Here is a 17,089-nt window from a genome sequence, read left to right on the forward strand (position 1 = left end):
AGTGTAAGGTCGGTGAAGCACCGCCCGCTCTTTACAACAACAAGGGTGTCACCGGTTCGAACCCAGTACCATCCACCATATATCTAAATCGAAAACTACATTTTAAACTGTTAGCTGCCTTGTTAGTGCGATGCCGCACCGCCCGCTTTCCATGACAAAACGGTTGTCACTGGTTCGAACCCAGTACCATCCACCATAATTTGTTGTGATAGTGTAAGGTCGGTGAAGCACCGCCCGCTCTTTACAACAACAAGGGTGTCACCGGCTCGAACCCAGTACCCTCCACCATAAGTTCCAATAAGTAATTTCAGAAAGCTTGCCATTCCGCTTTACGCACTACCATATTTTTCACAATTCACTAACCTCAATCCCTAAATTCGCAAAATTTTCAAATTTCACCGAATTTTACTGGCCTTGCTGCATCAATTAGCGCTTTAATATCTATATTTGATAGAAATGATAAAACCCCTGAAAGACGCATGAGTGAGCAGCTGAGCCGCGATATCCGCATTCTGATTGTGGATGAGCAACCCATTTTACAGAACTACCTGCGCTTTGCGCTGGAGACGCTCGGCTTTCTGAGTTTCAGCCATGCGGAAAATGCCAGCAGTGCGCTGGCTTTGTATCAGGACAAGTTTTTTGACTTGGTGATCTGCTCTTTTAATCTGGATGGCAAAGATGGCTATCAGCTGTATCAGGAGCTCAAAGCCCGCAATCTGTACCGGCACAGCACGGGTTTTATCTTTATCAGTGCCGACACTGACCCGTCACTGGTACACAGCGTACTGGAACTGCAGCCAGACGAATTTATGGTGAAGCCGTTTTCAATCAAGGATTTAAAAACCCGCATTGAACGAACCATGCTGCGTAAGCAGCAGTTGAAACCCCTGTACGAACTGCTGGACCAAAACAAGACTGTAGGGGCCATTCATCAGATTGATCAGTGGCTAAAACAAAATTCGTTGCCAAAGTACGCTCCGCTGCTCAGGAAAACCCGCGGTGAAATTCTGATCAGCAGCAACAGATGGGCGGAAGCCGAACAGTTTTACGATGCGATTCTGGACAGAGAGCCCCTCCCCTGGGCCCGGCTTGGGCTGGCCCGCTGCCTGGTCGAGCGGGGGGAATTCAACCAGGCCATTTCTCTGCTGCAGCTGCTACTGAAAAAGTCAGATTACAAACTGATGGCACTGGACCTGTTGTCCAGCATTTATCTGCAGCAACATCTGTTTGATAAAGCCCAGGCCGAACTGAAGCAGGCCGCCACGCTGGCCCCACGTAATCTGCTACGCCAGCAAAAACTGCTCAACCTGTCACGCCTGAACCACGACTATGAGAACCAGTACAAAGCAGCCAGGGATCTGGTGAAGTTCGCCCGTTATTCCGTGTTTGAACAGCCGGATCTGTATCTGAACCTGGCGCGTTCCTGCATAGATTATGCGTTGACCACCAGCGAAGAAGAACAAAGCAGCCGACTGTCCAAAGTGGCCAATGAAACCTTAAACAGTATGCGTAAAGCTTTTCCTGATCAACCAAAAGAAGAGCAGCAACTGGTGTTACAGGCCCGACTGCTTTACCTGAAGGAACAAATTGATAAAGCGAAAACCTTATTGCTGGAGCTGCAAAAATCGCCGCAGCCAGAGCGGCTGGAAGATGCGTTGGATAAAGCCAAAGCCCTGCATGAAGTGGGCTTACTCAGTGCCTCGCGTCAGCTCCTGAGCCAGTTGACACTGGACAGCCAGCAAGAGCACGGGATGGATCCGGTGTTTGTCCGCTATCTGCAGCAGGAGCAAAAAGAACGCGCCGCTTTACCTATGGGTCCGCGCGAATTTAATAACAACGCCGTCGCCATGTACGAGCAAGGGCGCTGGCAAGACGCACTGCAGGCTTTTATACAGGCATTTCAGGTAATGCCTTCCAATGCAGGTATTGCGCTCAATCTGCTGCAGGCATTGCGTTCAGGGAAAGTGCAGCTCGACAATGAACTGGCATCCCGTCTGGAGCGGCAATGTGAAATGCTGCTGGTCAACTCCAGACTGAGTAAGGACCAGCAGCAACGCTGGCAGCAGTTGCAAGGCCGGGAATCTATTGCAATTTAGCCGCAGAAGCGGGTGGTTCCGGCCATTCGCTGAGTACCAGCTTAAGCCGGTCACTGCGCAGCAGCCAGACGGAGCCAATACCCAGCGCTATTGGAGCCAGCAAAAGCCAGGGCGCGGTGACAGTGACAAAGGCAGGTAAATGCGTCAGGCTGTGGCCCAGGTCCAGCAAGGCCGTCGCCATCAGCGGCCATCTGCAGTGACGCCACAGCACAAAACACCCTCGCCAGCCTTTGTCTTTGCGTTGTGACAACACCAGTGTCAGCACCAATGCAGGCAGAGCTATCAGGCAAGCCAGCAAAAAATCTTCTGAATGCGGGTAAACCAGCTTCATCATGCTGTCACCGCCTTCGCGCATGGTCAGCACCACCACCCAGAGCAGATAGGGCCGCAACAACACCAGCAACAGGGCATAAAACATCCAGGGAATACGCACAAGGCCGTGGTCGTCCAGCTCAAAATACCGCTTCATTTAAGCAAGACCGTGCTCAGTAAATAAATCCAGCATTTGTTGTTCTGTCCAGACCGGAATATTCAGCTCTGTGGCTTTGGCCAGTTTGGAGCCAGCATTGTCCCCTGCGATCACTGCATAGGTTTTGGCTGACACTGATCCCGACACCTTAGCCCCCAGCCGCTGTAATTTATCTTTAGCTTCGTCCCGGCCCATCGCCAGCAAGGTGCCGGTCAAGACCAGCGTCAAACCTGCCAATGGCTGCTCACTTTGCTGCTTTGGTTCAATCACTGGCCAGTGCAGACCCAGTTCGAGCAGCTCTGCAATCACTGCCTGGTTATGTGGTTCGGCAAAAAAGCGCTGAATTTGCCCGGCCACCACAGCGCCGACATCATTGACGGCCAGCAGTTGTTCCAGGCTGGCCTGCTGCACTGCGTCCAGCGTCGTAAAGTGATTCGCCAGGTTCAGGGCCGTGGCCTCCCCCACTTCGCGAATACCCAGTGCATAAATAAAACGTGGCAAGGTGGTTTGTTTAGCCTGCTCTATAGCCGCCAGCAGTTTCAGCGCCAGCTTTTCGCCCATGCGTTCCAGCCCCACCAAGGCACTGAACTCCAGCCGGAAAATATCAGCCGGTGTTTTGACCAGTTGCTGCTCCACTAACTGGTCAATCAGCTTGTCGCCCAGACCTTCGATATCCAGCGCTTTACGGGCGACAAAATGTTTCAGCGCTTCTTTTTGTTGGGCCGCACAGAACAGGCCGCCAGTGCAGCGGGCAACCGCTTCGCCTTCAACCCGCTCTACGGCGGAATCACAGACAGGACAACGTTGCGGAAACAGGATTTCTTTGGCGTCGGCTGGCCGCTCTTCCTGCACCACGGCGACAATTTGTGGGATCACATCACCGGCACGCCGAACAATCACTTTGTCGCCCACCTGCACGCCCAGCCGGTTAATTTCATCCTGATTATGCAAGGTGGCATTGCTGACGGTGACGCCGCCGACCACCACAGGCTCCAACCGCGCCACTGGTGTAATGGAACCGGTGCGGCCCACCTGAAACTCCACATCCAGCAAAGTGGTGGTTTTTTCCTGGGCCGGAAATTTAAAAGCTACAGCCCAACGCGGTGCCCTCGAGACAAAGCCCAACGCCTGTTGTTGCGCCAGACTGTCCACTTTCAAAACCACACCGTCAATTTCATAAGGCAGTTGTGCTCTTTTAGCCAGAATTTGCTGCTGATAGGCCAAAGCAGCCGCCAGGCCATGCACCTGCTGTACTTCTGGGCAGACAGGTAAACCCCAGGCTTTGAGCTGCATTAAACGCTGAAAATGGCTCTGGTTGTTGAGCAAACCACTTTCATCGTCCAGCGCGCCAATGGCATAGGCATAAAACATTAATGGACGGGTGGCTGTAACTTTCGGGTCCAGCTGACGCAAGCTGCCGGCCGCCGCGTTGCGTGGGTTGGCAAAAACTTTCTCGCCACTTTGCCGCGCTTTGGCGTTCATCTGCTCAAAACCCGCCAGCGGCATAAAAACTTCGCCACGGACCTCCAGTACGGCGGGCACCTCCCCCAAAAGTTTCAGCGGAATGGCTCGGATGGTTTTGATATTGGCAGTGATATCTTCGCCGGTGAACCCATCACCGCGGGTCGCGGCCTGCACCAACCGACCATCTTCATAGCGGATACTGACGGCCAGACCGTCCAGCTTCGGCTCCGCTGAAAAGCTGAAATCGCCGTTAAAATCGATGCGATCCGCCATACGTTTGTAAAAAGCACTGAAATCATCAGCGTCAAAGGCATTGTCCAGCGACAACATAGGAATTTGATGCGTCACCTGGCCGAATTTACTTAAAGGCGCCGCCCCCACCCGCTGGGTTGGGGAGTCGGCGGTCACCAGCTCAGGGAACTGCTGTTCCAGCTGCTGCAATTCACGAAACAAGGCATCGTAATCCACATCCGGAATGGACGGGTTGTCCAGCACATAATACTGGTAGTTATGGTGGGCCAGCAGCTCACGTAACTGCTGCGCCCGGGCGGCAGAAGTTAAAGTCATAGTTAACTCTTTGTAGGCAAAAGGCCAACAGGCCAGATAAACAAACAGGCCCCATAACGGGGCCTGTGCAATTCAAAGGTCAATGCGGGATTAACCGTGGATCAGCTGCTTGCGCTGAAATTCACGGATTTTTTCCACGTAATGACGCACAGTCTGCACTGTCAGCACAGAACGCTGGCCGTCCAGCACCTGGCCACCAAACTCATCGGCCAGTTTTTTCGCCGCACTGTGCATCAGGTTAAAGTTTTGCAGCGCTTCGCCTGGTCCTGGCAGCGTCATGAACAGGCTTAAACCACGGGTATTCATCTTGTCGATGTCTTCCAGGTCAAAGGTGCCAGGGTTAAACATATTGGCCAAAGAGAACAACACCTCGCCTGAACCGGCATTGTCCTGGAAGCGGTGGAAAATATTCATTTCACCGTATTTAAAACCCAGGGTCAGCAGGCTTGGCAGCAACAGCGAACCATTGATTTCTTCACCTTCCGGCAGCAGCACATAGAGGATCAGCACTTCGTTGGCTGGCGCCTGTGGCGCCTCGTCCTGCACTGCGTCGTAATCCGCCTGCTCTTCAGCAGTAAAATCCAGCTCGTCAGTTGCAGAAAAACTGCCCAGATCCAGCGAAGGTTCCGACAGGTCGGGCTCACGCCGTACTTTCACAGGTTCACGTAATTTATTGCTTTTCGGCGGCACAGTAGGAGCAGGTTTTGGCTGCGGCTTTTCACCTGGTGCCAGCACGCGCTTTTTACCCACGCCAAATTCATCAAAGCCATCGGCTTTTTCTTCCGGCGTTTCAGGTTCGTAATTCAGTTGATCCTGATTGTTTTTCCGCACCGTCCACCAGCCATGCAACGCCAGCGCCGTAATACCGGTCACACCCAGAATAATTAATACATAACGTAATTCTTCAGCCATCTCTTTTACCTTTTAGTTCTCAGGCCTGTGCCATTTTCACGGCATCTTCCACATCCACTGCCACAACACGTGAGACTCCGGGTTCCTGCATCGTCACCCCCATCAGCTGTGCTGCCATTTCCATCGCAATTTTGTTATGGCTGATATAAATAAACTGCACCGTCTCAGACATTTCCCGTACCAGGTTGCAGAACCTGCCGGTATTGGCGTCGTCCAGCGGCGCATCCACCTCATCCAACATACAAAAAGGTGCCGGATTTAACCGGAAAATTGAAAACACCAATGATAAAGCTGTCAGCGCTTTTTCACCACCCGATAACAAGTGAATTGTACTGTTTTTTTTCCCCGGCGGCCTTGCCATGATCGTTACTCCTGTTTCTAACAGATCTTCTTCCGTTAAATCAAGGTAGGCACTGCCCCCCCCAAAAACTTTTGGAAACAGATTTTGCAGCCCTTCATTGACCTGCTCAAAGGTCTCTTTAAACTTCTGGCGGGTTTCCCGGTCGATTTTCCGAATGGCCGTTTCCAGGGTATCCAGCGCATCGGTTAAATCCTGATGTTGCGCATCCAGGTATTTTTTCCGCTCGTCCTGCTGTTCAAATTCGTCAATAGCCGCCAGGTTAATAGGCCCTAAGCGGCTGATGCTGTCCTGGGTTTTCTCCAGTTGTTGTTGCCACTGCACTTCATCCGCTTCGGCGGGCAGGCTTTCGGACAGCTCTTTAAAGTTCACCTGCAGTTCAGTCAGTTGTTCGAGCATATTGTTGGCCCGCACCCGGTAGCCTTCGGCAGACAACTGTAAATCAGCCAGTTCACGTTGTTTTTGTGTCAGTACCTGGTTCAGTCCTTGTTGTCCCTGCTCCAGTTGCCTCAGTTGTTCATCCAGTTGCTGTAGTTGTTGACTTTGGGCGGCCAGCAAAAGTTCCTGCTCTGCGCGCTGCTCTAACAACAGCTGCAGCTCTTCCTGCGGGTCAGTGTCGGGTTCGGCCAGTTCCTCCAGTTGATCAGCGACCACTTGAGCCCGTTGCTGTAATTGCTGTTGTTGCGCCTTACCCCGCTCCAGACTTTGCTGTTGAAACTCCAGCTGCTTTTGCGCCGATTGTTGCTCCAGCCTCAGTTGCTGCACCTGTTGACGGCAGGCATCGTACTGCTGCCGCAACTGCTGAACCTGCTGCTGGCTTTGCAGCAGTTGTTGCTCCAGCGGGTACTGTTGCTCCGCCAGCTGTTCCTGCTGCAGCTGTAATTCATCCTGTTGCAGCTGCAGCATGTCCAGCTGCTCTGCACTCTGTTCTGCCTGTTGCCGCGCTTTGCTCAGTTCAAGCTGAGTTTGCAGCAACTGCTGCTGGCTTAACCGCTGTTGCTGCTCGGCCAGCAGGCAAGAGGTCGTCAGTTGCTGCACTGCCGCTTGCTGGCTGTCTTTGTGCTGTTGCAACTGCTGTTGCCGGGCCTTTTCCTGTTGCAGCTGCTGCTCAGCCTGCTGCAAGCCAGCTTGTTGCTGCTGCAGTTTTGGTTCCAGCTGCTGTAATTCCAGCTCAAGAACACTGAGCTGATGCTGCAGTACCAGGCTGTTGTCCTGTTCGTCCTGTGGCAGTTGGCCCCAGTTGGTGCCAAACCAGCAGCCGTCCTGACAAATCAGCGACTGGCCCGGCGCCAGTTGGCTTAATTGTGTTTGCAGCTGATCAGGGCTTTGCAGCAATAGAATGTGATTGAAGTAATCCGGCACCAGGCCATCGACCACAGCAGCCAGAGTGCCCGGGGTTTTGTCCTTGGGCTGGCGCAGCACATAGGCCTGCGTTGGTTCTGACTGATGCTGCTCGCTTAAGCCGGCCTGCTGCAAACCGGACAGAGCCGTGGCAACAGCCAGCGCCCAGCTTGGGTCCGGCTTTAGCTGAGCCAGTAATTCTGCACTTTGTTGCTGGCGCTGCTGCCACTTTTGTTTCAGCTTCTGATGCTGCTGTTGCAGGCTTTGCTGCGAACTTTCCAGCCGCAGTGTGTCGGTTCGTTGCTGCTGCCAGTGCTGTTCTGCCTGTTCGAAAGCCAGTTGAGCCTGGCTGATTTGCGTACTGAACTCCGCTAACGCCGCCTGCTGCAGTTCCAGCTCTTGCCGCAGCAGGGCCAGTTCTGCTGGTTGTTGTTGCTCTGACAGCAAAGCGAGTTGCGCCTCAAGTTCGACAGAGCGCACTGCGGCTGTTTGTTGCAGCTCCAGCTGATGGCGCTGCTGGAATTGATTCTGCTGCAACTGCTGCTGCAATTGCAGACGCTGATGCAGTTGCTGCTGTTGGCCCTGCTGCTGCTCAGCCAGCAGCTCAGTGGCCTGCTCCAGTTGTTCGGTCAGCTGTTCCAACTGCATTTCACTGATGTCCAGCTGCGGCGCATACCCCAATAATTGCTCCTGCAGCTCCTGTTGCTGTGCCAGTTGCAGCGCCAGATGCTCGTCAACGTCTGCCAGCGTCAGTTGCAGGCTGCGTAATTCATCGCTTAAACGCTGACGCTGCTGGCGTTGATGCAGCAGGTTTTGCTCTAACCGGGTAATTTGGTTGCCAAGCTGGTAATAGCGCGCCTGCGTCTGCTGATGATGGTCGCGCTCTGTCTGCTGCTGTTGTTTGAGTTGCAGCACCTGCAGCTCGTCACCAGACTGGCTGGCCTGAAATTTTTCAATCTCAGTTTGTTTGGCCAGGATCTCCTGTTCGCTCTGCTGCTGCAGCCCATGAAAATGCAGCCATTTCAGGCAAGCCAGCTCGGCTTTGAGTTTACGTTCCTGCGCTTTCAGCTCTTTAAACCTGGCCGCCGCTGACGCCTGACGTTTCAGCTTGTCGAGGTTTTTGCCAAGCTCTTCACGCACATCACTTAAGCGGTCCAGATTTTCGCGGGTGTGTTTGATGCGGTTTTCAGTGTCGCGCCGCCGCTCTTTGTATTTGGAAATACCGGCGGCCTCTTCGATAAAAATGCGCAGTTCAGCTGGCTTGGACTCAATCAGCCGCGAAATCATGCCCTGTTCAATAATGGCGTAACTGCGTGGTCCCAGGCCCGTGCCTAAGAAGATATCGGTAATGTCCCTCCGCCGGCATTTACTGCCATTCAGAAAATAACTGGACTGGGCATCGCGGGTCACCAGACGTTTAATCGAGATTTCACTGCGATCGGCCAGGCTGCCCTGCAAGCGGCCCTGGGTGTTCTCGAACACCAGTTCCACCGACGCCTGCGACACAGGTTTGCGTTGGGTGGAGCCATTAAAGATCACGTCTGTCATGGCGTCGCCACGCAGGTTTTTGGCCGAGCTTTCACCCAGTACCCAACGCACGGCGTCAATTACATTGGATTTACCACAGCCATTGGGCCCGACCACAGCGGTCATCTGGGCGGGAAAGCCCACAGCTGTCGGGTCAACAAAGGATTTAAACCCTGCCAGTTTTATTTGCTTTAGGCGCATCAGTCCCTGGATCACAGCACAGCATCATCATTCTGCCGAAACTGTAACAGAAGCACCTTTGCGCTGTCATTACTGAAACTTGCAGTTACGATTTGTATTTGCCTGTATTGGCTGCATTTTTTATGCTTTGTATCAGAGAATTCAGCAGGAGTGCGAACATGCAGTATCTGATGCGGGGCTTGTCTTTGATTAAAACCAAAGGCTTAAAGCGTTATGTGGTGGTACCTTTGACCATCAATCTGGTGTTGTTTGCCAGTGCCTTTTTTTACCTGATGAGCCAACTGGGTGCCTGGGTGGACCAGGTGGCGGCGACTTTACCGGACTGGCTGAGCTTTTTGCAGTACCTGATCTGGCCTTTGGCGCTGTTTTCTATTGTGATGACCATGGCACTGACCTTTACCATGATCGCCAATTTTATTGCCGCTCCTTTTAACGGCCTGCTGGCGGAAAAAACCGAACTTTACCTGACCGGCCAACCTTTACCCGATCAAGGGTTATGGGCTTTTACCAAAGACATTCCACGATTGTTGGGACGCGAATGGCAAAAGCTGCTGTATTTGCTGCCACGTGCCATAGGTTTCTTGTTGTTGTTCTGGGTGTTGCCAGGTATTGGCCAGTTACTGTGGTTTTTATTCTCCAGCTGGATGCTGGCGGTGCAGTACTGCGATTACCCCTTTGATAACCACAAAATTCCTTTTGCCACCATGCGTAAAGAGTTACGTGACCAGTGGCAGCTCAGTATGGGCTTTGGTATGAGTGTGTACCTGCTAAGCCTGGTGCCACTGATTAACCTGCTGATTATGCCGGTTGCCGTCTGCGGTGCCACCGCCATGTGGGTGGATCACTACCGTTACAAACCACTGCGCAGCCAGCATTTGCGCAAAAACTGATTTGAAAGATGCCGCAGTGGCAGCGGAAAAGGCAAAGCCCACGCAGCCACGCCGTAAACCCGTCCCTGGGGGCTCCTGTTCGGCTCCCTGCCTCACAGGGGCTGCTTAGGTCTCTACCTTTTCTCGCTTTTGTAGTACCTTTATTCCGTTTCAAAATCGGTTATTCGGTCATTTATTTGAAGATGCACAATTGAGAACGCTGCCATTATTGTATGGCAGTGAATCAATTGGCAGACTTGTCAAAAATTAACGCACGGATTGCATATGACTAAACTATCTTTCAACTGGTCAAAAACTATCTGCTGGCCATCTGGCGATTCCCCCAATAACACTTATCAAGGCATTGAAGGGTCGGGCAGTTCTGAAAAATTACTGCTTGCACCAGAAATACTGCCCGCAGACCAACTAAACAGAGCTGAGACAGCTAGTTTCCTCACTGAGCTAGCAAAGTTAAAAAAGATTGGTTATGTGCTGAATCTGAATTGCCCTTGGGGAACGGGAAAAACCTGGTTCCTAAAACGTTGGTACTTGTCACTAAAAGGCCATAACCCAGTAGTTTACATAGACGCCTGGAAATATGATCACCATAACAGTCCGTTACTTATTTTATTGCAGCACATTGTTCAATCACTTCAGGACCAGTCTCCAGAAGCTAAAGGCATGCTGGAACATATCAAACGCTCACGTGGCTTTGCCATGGCAAAGGTATTGTTACCAGAACTCGTGAAGGCGACCTGTCGTATCGATCTCGAAAAACTGATGGAAAATTCGGAGTGGGAAAGTAAAAAATCCGCAGTAGATGAATTGGCGTCTAAAACAACCAGTCTGCTTCTGGATAGCGTGAGTAAAGAAAATGAAGCAATCGATGAGCTGAAACGTTTAATTGCTAAATCACTGGATAAGGTCGTTGCATCAGAGCGCTTAAGCTACCCAGTGTTCATTTTTGTGGATGAATTAGACAGGTGCCGACCCACTTTTGCTATAGAGGTGCTAGAGGCAATTAAACATGTATTCGATATCCCCTATATTCTCTTCGTAATCGCAACCGATTCAGAGCAATTACAGCATTCGATCAATGCGGTCTATGGCGAAAAGTTTGGCAGCTATAACTATTTAAAGCGCTTTTTTAATGCCAGCTTTCAATTAGAGCTACCTGCAGCCAATGACTTCGTGCAGGTACAGTCGGAATTTAAAACGCTTTACGATAGCTATAAGGCTGACAGCAAAGATATCTATGAAAAACTCACCGAAGAGCAATTTGCAACTTTGTTGGCAGGTTTAGCCAGCGATTTGGAGCTAAGTTTACGCACCATCAAACAGTGGCTCTCGCGCATGGCATTAGTCTGTGAACTAAAGAAGACAGAGCTGAGCCAAGTGCCATTTTTTTCGTTTGTGTCTATTGCCGTGCTAAAAGAAAAAAGCTTTAGCAGCTACCAATCCATTACCTCAGTTCCAATTGAGCCGAGAGACCCAAAGGAAGCTCAAATAATCAAAGCCTTTATTCAAGCGCACGCAGCGAAATCCTTGGTTAGGATGAAAATTGCTGACGGGATATCAAGTTTTTACCCATTTGATCAACGAGGTGATGTCACCAAGAAGTTTACAAGCCAAAGCTTCCTTCATTTGTTCCTTGGAATCACTACATTATCCAAGCCACAAAGCAAACCTATTGGCCATCTACCTATCGCGGTCTATGAAACAATTGAGCGCTACCCATCAACAAAAACAACTTTGAAAAGCCAGATAGACCGACTATTGGAGCTGACAAGCCAGTTTTCCGACGCCAACTGAATTTGTTACCAAGAGATGCATAGTTTTGTCAGAACTGAATGCTCTGCCTGCCTGGAATTAACAACTGTGGTCATGCTGGACTTTCCCCTTAGGCGGCAAGCCGGGCAAAATTGGGTGGCCAAGGTTTTAAGTCGGGAAGTGTTTGAGCGAAGCGCGGTAGCACTTTGCGAGTTGTCCCGGCGCCTTGGCCGCACGGTTTTGAGCCGGGATTTCGCTGCCGCATGGGGTCGGTTTTCTTTGGATACTTTCTTTTATCGAGATAAAAGAAAGTATCTCGCCAAAGGCGAAACAACCTTTATTTCAGCAGAGAAATACGCTGAAATTTAGAACAAAAGCCAGCCAACTAAGCTGACTGGCTTGTGCAACATTGGACAAGTAGATAAACCTTTTTAAGCGGAGTGTTTACGCCGCCAGCGGGCATCCAGTTTGGCTTTCGGCTGCACACTGCACTGCTGCTGCACCACCACAGGCCGGGACACAATCAGGTTATTCGGGTAGACCACCTGCTCGTTGTGTTTGGTTACCAGCACAGTGCTGAACAGGTTAATCTCCAGTATCCGCCCTTCAATATGGTTGCCTCCATCGATAATTTTTACCTCAGCACCAGGGGCGAAATTACGCTGGCCGAGCATAATAAAAAACGCCGTGATATTGGAGATCAGTGACCAGGCGGCAAATAACGCCACCCCTATCACCGCAATCATCGAGGACGCAAGGACCAGCAATCCTTTGATATCAATGCCCCAGACCACACTGAGTATCACCACCAGCAGCAAAAACAGCAGAATATGGAACACCACCAAAGCGCGGCGGTTCATTTCTTCTTTCAGCACACTGGCGGCTATGGTTTTGTACAGAAAAGGCGCGATACGCCGGCTCAGCACAATGTAAAACAGAATAATCACCAGGCTGATAATGGCCTGAACCAGAGCCGGGCTGAAATGGGCAAACACGGCCTTCAACTCAGCCAGCCATTGCATCACTTGTTGCACCTTTACTTGTCCTTTTTAGTTAATCCAAATCGTTCAGCGCCCAGCTGACGATATAATCTTCAAACTTGTCCATATCCACCGCATCTTCCGAAATGGTTTTGTTGCGTACCGACATCTGCTTTTTATGCATCAGACTCTTTTTTCCGCCATTGAGCAGAGGATGCCAGGACGGCAACCCCCTGCCTTCGTACAACCGGCGGTAACTGCAGCTGGTTGGCATAAAAAAGATGTCTTTTAAATTTTCTTTGGTCAGTTTCACACAATCAGGCACCAGCACAGTGCGTTGGTCATAGACAGTGCATTCACATTTGTGGCTGTTCAGGTAACGGCAGGCAATATTGGTGTAATACACTGTTTCTTCATCGTCGATGTAATCGGTCGGGCCTTCCTGCTCTTCATCATCAATAAACTTGTTCAGGCAGCATTTGGCACAGCCATCACAGAGGGCTTCCCATTCCTGGGTGCTCATGTCTTCAAGGGATTTATGTTCCCAGAATTTATCAGTTAACACAGTAGGCCTTATTCAGACACGCTGGTCTGTACTATAAAAAAGTCATTCAGTTCAATACGTAAGTGGTCGCCAGGCAACAAAGGCCCGACACCAGCCGGTGTGCCAGTCAGCACCAGATCACCAGGCAATAAAGTGAAGTGCTGTGACAGCTCCGCCAGTATCCGCGCCACTGAGCGAATCATCATGCCGGTATGTCCAGCTTGCCGTGGCTGGCCGTTGACCTGCAATGAAAACTCCAGCTGCTGTGGGTCTGCAATTTGGTCGGCCGCAACAAAACCCGACACAGGGCAGGCCCGATCAAAACCTTTGGCAATTTCCCAGGGCCGGCCCAGTTCCTTTAAACGTTTTTGCACATCACGCAGTGTTAAATCCAGCGCCAGACCATAACCCCAGACGGCTGACAAGGTTTCATCCTCAGACGCCTTACTCAGTGGGCTTTGGATCAGCACCGCCAGCTCGGTTTCATTATGCACTTCGCCTTGTCCCTGCGGCAGTAACAGTGGCTGTTGCAAATGACATAAAGCGGTTGAAGGCTTAATAAAAAACAGAGCTTCAGGCGCGGTTTTGCTGTTCATCTCAGCAATATGATCCTGATAATTCTGGCCTATACACAACACTTTGCCGACCGGCAGCGCTATCGGCCGGCCATGCTGGTCCAGATGCTGGTAATTCATCCTCAGCCCTCGCTGATAATCAGGTCAGCCAGATAACCGACGCTGGTGACAAAATAATAAGAACGGTTCCAGTGCATTAAAGTCTGGTAATTGCTGTAAGCCAGATAGACCCGGCCATGCTCATCGTCCGGCATCACCATGGCGGCGCGAATATCCCGTTTCGGTAAGTCGCCTCCTGTGGCGGTGCGTACCCCCAGAGCCTGCCAGTCGGTCAGGCTGCGCTCCGACTTCGACCACCACTCTAACCACTGCGCCCTGTCTTTACTGCCTTTTGGGATCACCAGGCTGAAATCAAACTGTTTCGGCACTGTCACTTGCCGTCCCCAGGTCAGACTCTGGTCCCAGCCTTCGGTTTTCAGATAATTGGCCATTGAGGCCCAGGCATCCAGCCGGCTTTGCCAGATATTGATATGGCCGTCACCATCGCCATCCTGTGCATAGGCCATAAAGGCGCTTGGCATAAACTGGCTTTGCCCCATAGCCCCGGCCCAGGAACCTTTCATATCGGCGAGCTTGACATGGCCTGCCGCCAGAATATCCAGCGCCAGGAAAAACTCTTTGCGGAAAAACGCTTCGCGCCGGCCATCGTACGCCAGGGTGGCTAAGGCCGAAGGCACTGCGTAGTTGCCCATTATTTTGCCGAAGCTGCTTTCCAATGCCCACAACGCCATAATAAAACGCGGTTGTACCTCATATTTACGGCCAATGGCGGCCAGCTCAGCCTGATGCTCTTTGTAAAATTTCCGGGCCAGTGCAATACGTTGCTTGCTGACTCGTTTTGGCAGGTAAGTGTCCAGTGTTTCGACAAATTCGGGTTGTTTTTTATCTGCAACCACGGCCGATTTGTAATGTTGCAGACTGTCAAACACCTGCTTGACCAGCTCAGGCGAGTAGCCCCGCTCAACTGCTTCTTTTTTTAAACTGGCCGCATACTGAGCGAAACTTGGTTTGTTGTCCGGCGCTGTGGCCGCAGGCACAGATGTTGCCGCATTTTTGGTGACTACTGTGCCATTGGCTGCTGACTGGCTACAGGCCAGTAAACCGGCCGATAACAGCACTGGCAAATACCAGCTCAACTTCATTGTGGCTCCTTGTTTAACCAGTCCTTATGCTCAGCCAGCCAGTTTTCCTGCTGTGGTGGCATTTGCAAATAAAAGCCTTGCTCATTTAATGACTGCCGCACTTTTACAATGTCGGCATTGGCCAGTTGCTCACGGCTGTCCAGGTTCAGCAAGGTCACCAGTTGGGGGGAACCAAAGCTGTTGAGCAGGGCTTCAGGCACCGCAGAGAAATCATCACGGCGCAAAACATACAAAAAGGTCTGGTCTTTTTTTGGGCTTTTATAGATAGCGCATAACATAGGGCAAAAACTACTCTGACTAACTTGCCTTGGGGGTGCGCAAACTATAACATGAAGCACCAGCCTTGCGTATCAGAGCGTGCAAGGGCTGCAAAGAATTTTGCCTTAACAAATCAAAGAAAAATAAGCGCTATTTCATCTATGTCAGATCATTCCTTTGAACTAAAAGGGAGTTTATTCCCTCTGTCTGTGTTGTATTGCCAGGATTTATCTGCCAGCGCATTAAAAACTCAGCTGGAACAAAAATTGTCCCAGGCTCCGGCTTTTTTCTACCGTGCTCCCGTGGTGATTAATATTGAAAGCATGCAGGACGTGCCGGATTTTTCCGCCATTAAGCAGGTATTTGCTGAGTTGGAACTGGTGCTGGTTGGCGTCTGTGGCGCCAGTGCTGAAATAAAAAAAGCCGCTCAGGCGGCTGGTCTGGCGTCGTTGCAACTCAGCAAAAACAAAACACCTGCGAAAGAGAGCAAAGAAGAAAAAACCGCACCGACACCCGTAGCTCCAGTGCTGATGGACACCAAAATTGTCGAACAGAACATCCGCTCTGGTCAGCAAATTTATGCCAAAGGTGCAGATCTGGTGATTCGTGGTACTGTAGGTGCCGGTGCCGAAGTGATTGCCGATGGCAATATTCATGTGTACGGCGCCTTGCGTGGTAAAGCCATTGCCGGTGCCGCCGGAGACAGCAGTAAACGTGTGTTCTGCCACAAGCTAGCCGCAGAATTAATATCAATCGCCGGCAGTTACTGGCTTAGTGACAGTCTGCAGGGTGAATACTGGGAGAAGTCGGCCTGCATCAGTTTGCAGGACGATAAATTGGTTTTAGCAGATTTGCTTTAAGGATCTTTTGCGATGGCAAAAATCATTGTTGTAACGTCAGGAAAAGGCGGTGTTGGTAAAACTACTTCCAGTGCTGCCATTGGTACAGGTATAGCGATGCGCGGTTTTAAAACCGTGATTATCGATTTTGATATTGGCTTGCGTAACCTCGACCTGATCATGGGTTGTGAGCGCCGTGTGGTGTATGACTTTGTCAATGTGATCAATGGCGAAGCCAACTTAACTCAGGCACTGATTAAAGATAAACGCATTGACACCTTATTTATTCTGCCTGCGTCACAAACCCGTGACAAAGATGCGTTGAGCAAAGAAGGCGTCGAACGTGTGCTCAACGATCTGAGCAAAGATTTTGATTACATTATTTGTGATTCACCGGCCGGTATTGAATCTGGTGCCATGATGGCGCTGTATTTTGCCGATGAAGCTGTAGTGGTGACCAACCCTGAAGTGTCTTCTGTACGCGACTCAGACCGTATCCTCGGTATGCTGAGCAGCAAATCACGCCGCGCCGAACAAGGTCAGTCAGGTATCAAAGAACACCTGCTGCTGACCCGCTATAACCCGGAGCGGGTAGAAAAAGGCGAAATGCTGAGCGTGGAAGATGTAGGTGAAATTCTGGCCATCAAGCTGCTGGGCGTGATCCCAGAATCTCAGGCGGTGCTCAATGCATCGAACTCAGGTACACCGGTCATTCTGGATGAAGAAAGTGATGCAGGCCAGGCCTATCTGGACACAGTAGCCCGTTTATTGGGTGAAGAAGTGCCTTTCCGTTTCCTGAATGTGGAGAAAAAAGGTTTACTGAAACGTCTGTTTGGAGGCTAACCAATGTCATTATTGGACTATTTTCGCTCGTCGAAAAAGAACACTGCCTCGACTGCCAAGGAGCGGTTGCAAATTATTGTGGCCCATGAGCGCCGTCGTCGCAGCAGCCCGGATTATCTGCCGCAACTGGAACGCGATATTCTGGAAGTGATCCGCAAGTATGTCGATATCGCCGACGACCAGGTATCAGTTTCACTGGAGAAAAGCTCTGACGAACTTTCTGTGCTGGAACTGAACGTGACCTTCCCGGAAGAGAAAAAAGGCGGTTAACTTT

The 17,089-nt window shown here is 51.0% G+C and carries 16 protein-coding genes; 7 read left to right on the forward strand and 9 right to left on the reverse strand.

Annotated elements, in window-relative coordinates; translation table 11 throughout:
- Positions 1–479 precede the first annotated feature (479 nt).
- A complete protein-coding gene (locus WKJ03_RS02650) occupies positions 480–2,096 on the forward strand; it encodes a response regulator (protein ID WP_337840598.1) in 1,617 nt (538 codons plus the stop codon).
- Here the strand turns inward: WKJ03_RS02650 and WKJ03_RS02655 are convergent.
- The 4 genes from WKJ03_RS02655 to smc all read right to left on the reverse strand — a co-directional run bounded on the left by WKJ03_RS02655 (position 2,083) and on the right by smc (position 8,935).
- Positions 2,083–2,565 (reverse strand): DUF2919 family protein, encoded by a 483-nt coding sequence (locus tag WKJ03_RS02655; protein ID WP_337840599.1) that lies wholly within the window; start codon positions 2,563–2,565, stop codon positions 2,083–2,085. The genes WKJ03_RS02650 and WKJ03_RS02655 overlap by 14 nt on opposite strands.
- Positions 2,566–4,596: an NAD-dependent DNA ligase LigA gene (ligA, locus tag WKJ03_RS02660; protein WP_337840600.1), complete on the reverse strand. Its 2,031-nt coding sequence runs from the start codon at positions 4,594–4,596 to the stop codon at positions 2,566–2,568. It lies immediately after the preceding gene.
- Positions 4,597–4,686: 90 nt separating this feature from the next.
- Positions 4,687–5,508 (reverse strand): cell division protein ZipA, encoded by an 822-nt coding sequence (gene zipA, locus WKJ03_RS02665; RefSeq protein ID WP_337840601.1) that lies wholly within the window; start codon positions 5,506–5,508, stop codon positions 4,687–4,689.
- 19 nt (positions 5,509–5,527) lie between these two features.
- Entirely contained in the window at positions 5,528–8,935 is a 3,408-nt protein-coding gene (gene smc / locus WKJ03_RS02670; RefSeq protein WP_337840602.1) for a chromosome segregation protein SMC, read from the reverse strand.
- Positions 8,936–9,093: 158 nt separating this feature from the next.
- On the opposite strand from smc, the gene cysZ reads away from it, so the two are divergent.
- The 3 genes from cysZ to WKJ03_RS02685 all read left to right on the forward strand — a co-directional run bounded on the left by cysZ (position 9,094) and on the right by WKJ03_RS02685 (position 11,943).
- Positions 9,094–9,825, forward strand: coding sequence for a sulfate transporter CysZ (cysZ, locus tag WKJ03_RS02675; RefSeq protein ID WP_337840603.1), 732 nt, complete (start codon positions 9,094–9,096; stop codon positions 9,823–9,825).
- 264 nt (positions 9,826–10,089) lie between these two features.
- A complete protein-coding gene (locus tag WKJ03_RS02680; RefSeq protein ID WP_337840604.1) occupies positions 10,090–11,616 on the forward strand; it encodes a P-loop NTPase fold protein in 1,527 nt (508 codons plus the stop codon).
- A 15-nt stretch (positions 11,617–11,631) separates the two neighbouring features.
- A complete protein-coding gene (locus WKJ03_RS02685) occupies positions 11,632–11,943 on the forward strand; it encodes a hypothetical protein (protein ID WP_337840605.1) in 312 nt (103 codons plus the stop codon).
- Positions 11,944–12,005: 62 nt separating this feature from the next.
- Here the strand turns inward: WKJ03_RS02685 and WKJ03_RS02690 are convergent, their stop codons facing one another.
- Genes WKJ03_RS02690 through WKJ03_RS02710 form a run of 5 tightly spaced genes read right to left on the reverse strand, consistent with a single transcriptional unit; the run spans position 12,006 to position 15,153 of the window.
- Positions 12,006–12,608 carry a mechanosensitive ion channel domain-containing protein gene (locus WKJ03_RS02690; RefSeq protein WP_337840606.1) on the reverse strand — a complete coding sequence of 201 codons (603 nt, stop codon included), beginning with the start codon at positions 12,606–12,608 and terminating at the stop codon, positions 12,006–12,008.
- A gap of 19 nt (positions 12,609–12,627) precedes the next feature.
- Positions 12,628–13,119: a YcgN family cysteine cluster protein gene (locus tag WKJ03_RS02695; RefSeq protein WP_337840607.1), complete on the reverse strand. Its 492-nt coding sequence runs from the start codon at positions 13,117–13,119 to the stop codon at positions 12,628–12,630.
- An 8-nt stretch (positions 13,120–13,127) separates the two neighbouring features.
- Positions 13,128–13,793: a fumarylacetoacetate hydrolase family protein gene (locus WKJ03_RS02700; protein ID WP_337840608.1), complete on the reverse strand. Its 666-nt coding sequence runs from the start codon at positions 13,791–13,793 to the stop codon at positions 13,128–13,130.
- A 2-nt stretch (positions 13,794–13,795) separates the two neighbouring features.
- The gene (locus WKJ03_RS02705) at positions 13,796–14,875 is read right to left on the reverse strand and encodes a lytic murein transglycosylase (protein WP_337840609.1); all 1,080 of its coding nucleotides are present in this window, start codon (positions 14,873–14,875) and stop codon (positions 13,796–13,798) included.
- Entirely contained in the window at positions 14,872–15,153 is a 282-nt protein-coding gene (locus WKJ03_RS02710; RefSeq protein ID WP_337840610.1) for a YcgL domain-containing protein, read from the reverse strand. The genes WKJ03_RS02705 and WKJ03_RS02710 overlap by 4 nt, the downstream gene beginning before the upstream one ends.
- Before the next feature lie 141 nt (positions 15,154–15,294).
- Here WKJ03_RS02710 and minC point away from each other — a divergent pair, with 141 nt between their 5' ends.
- The 3 genes from minC to minE are packed head-to-tail and all read left to right on the forward strand — an operon-like array spanning position 15,295 to position 17,085.
- Positions 15,295–15,993, forward strand: a complete 699-nt coding sequence (gene minC, locus WKJ03_RS02715; RefSeq protein ID WP_337840611.1) for a septum site-determining protein MinC — start codon at positions 15,295–15,297, stop codon at positions 15,991–15,993.
- A gap of 12 nt (positions 15,994–16,005) precedes the next feature.
- Positions 16,006–16,815 carry a septum site-determining protein MinD gene (minD, locus tag WKJ03_RS02720; RefSeq protein WP_337840612.1) on the forward strand — a complete coding sequence of 270 codons (810 nt, stop codon included), beginning with the start codon at positions 16,006–16,008 and terminating at the stop codon, positions 16,813–16,815.
- A gap of 3 nt (positions 16,816–16,818) precedes the next feature.
- Complete coding sequence (gene minE, locus WKJ03_RS02725; protein WP_337840613.1) at positions 16,819–17,085, forward strand: cell division topological specificity factor MinE; 267 nt, start codon at positions 16,819–16,821, stop codon at positions 17,083–17,085.
- The last annotated feature ends 4 nt before the right edge of the window (positions 17,086–17,089 follow it).

Source organism: Rheinheimera sp. (assembly GCF_037442525.1).
Classification (GTDB): domain Bacteria; phylum Pseudomonadota; class Gammaproteobacteria; order Enterobacterales; family Alteromonadaceae; genus Pararheinheimera.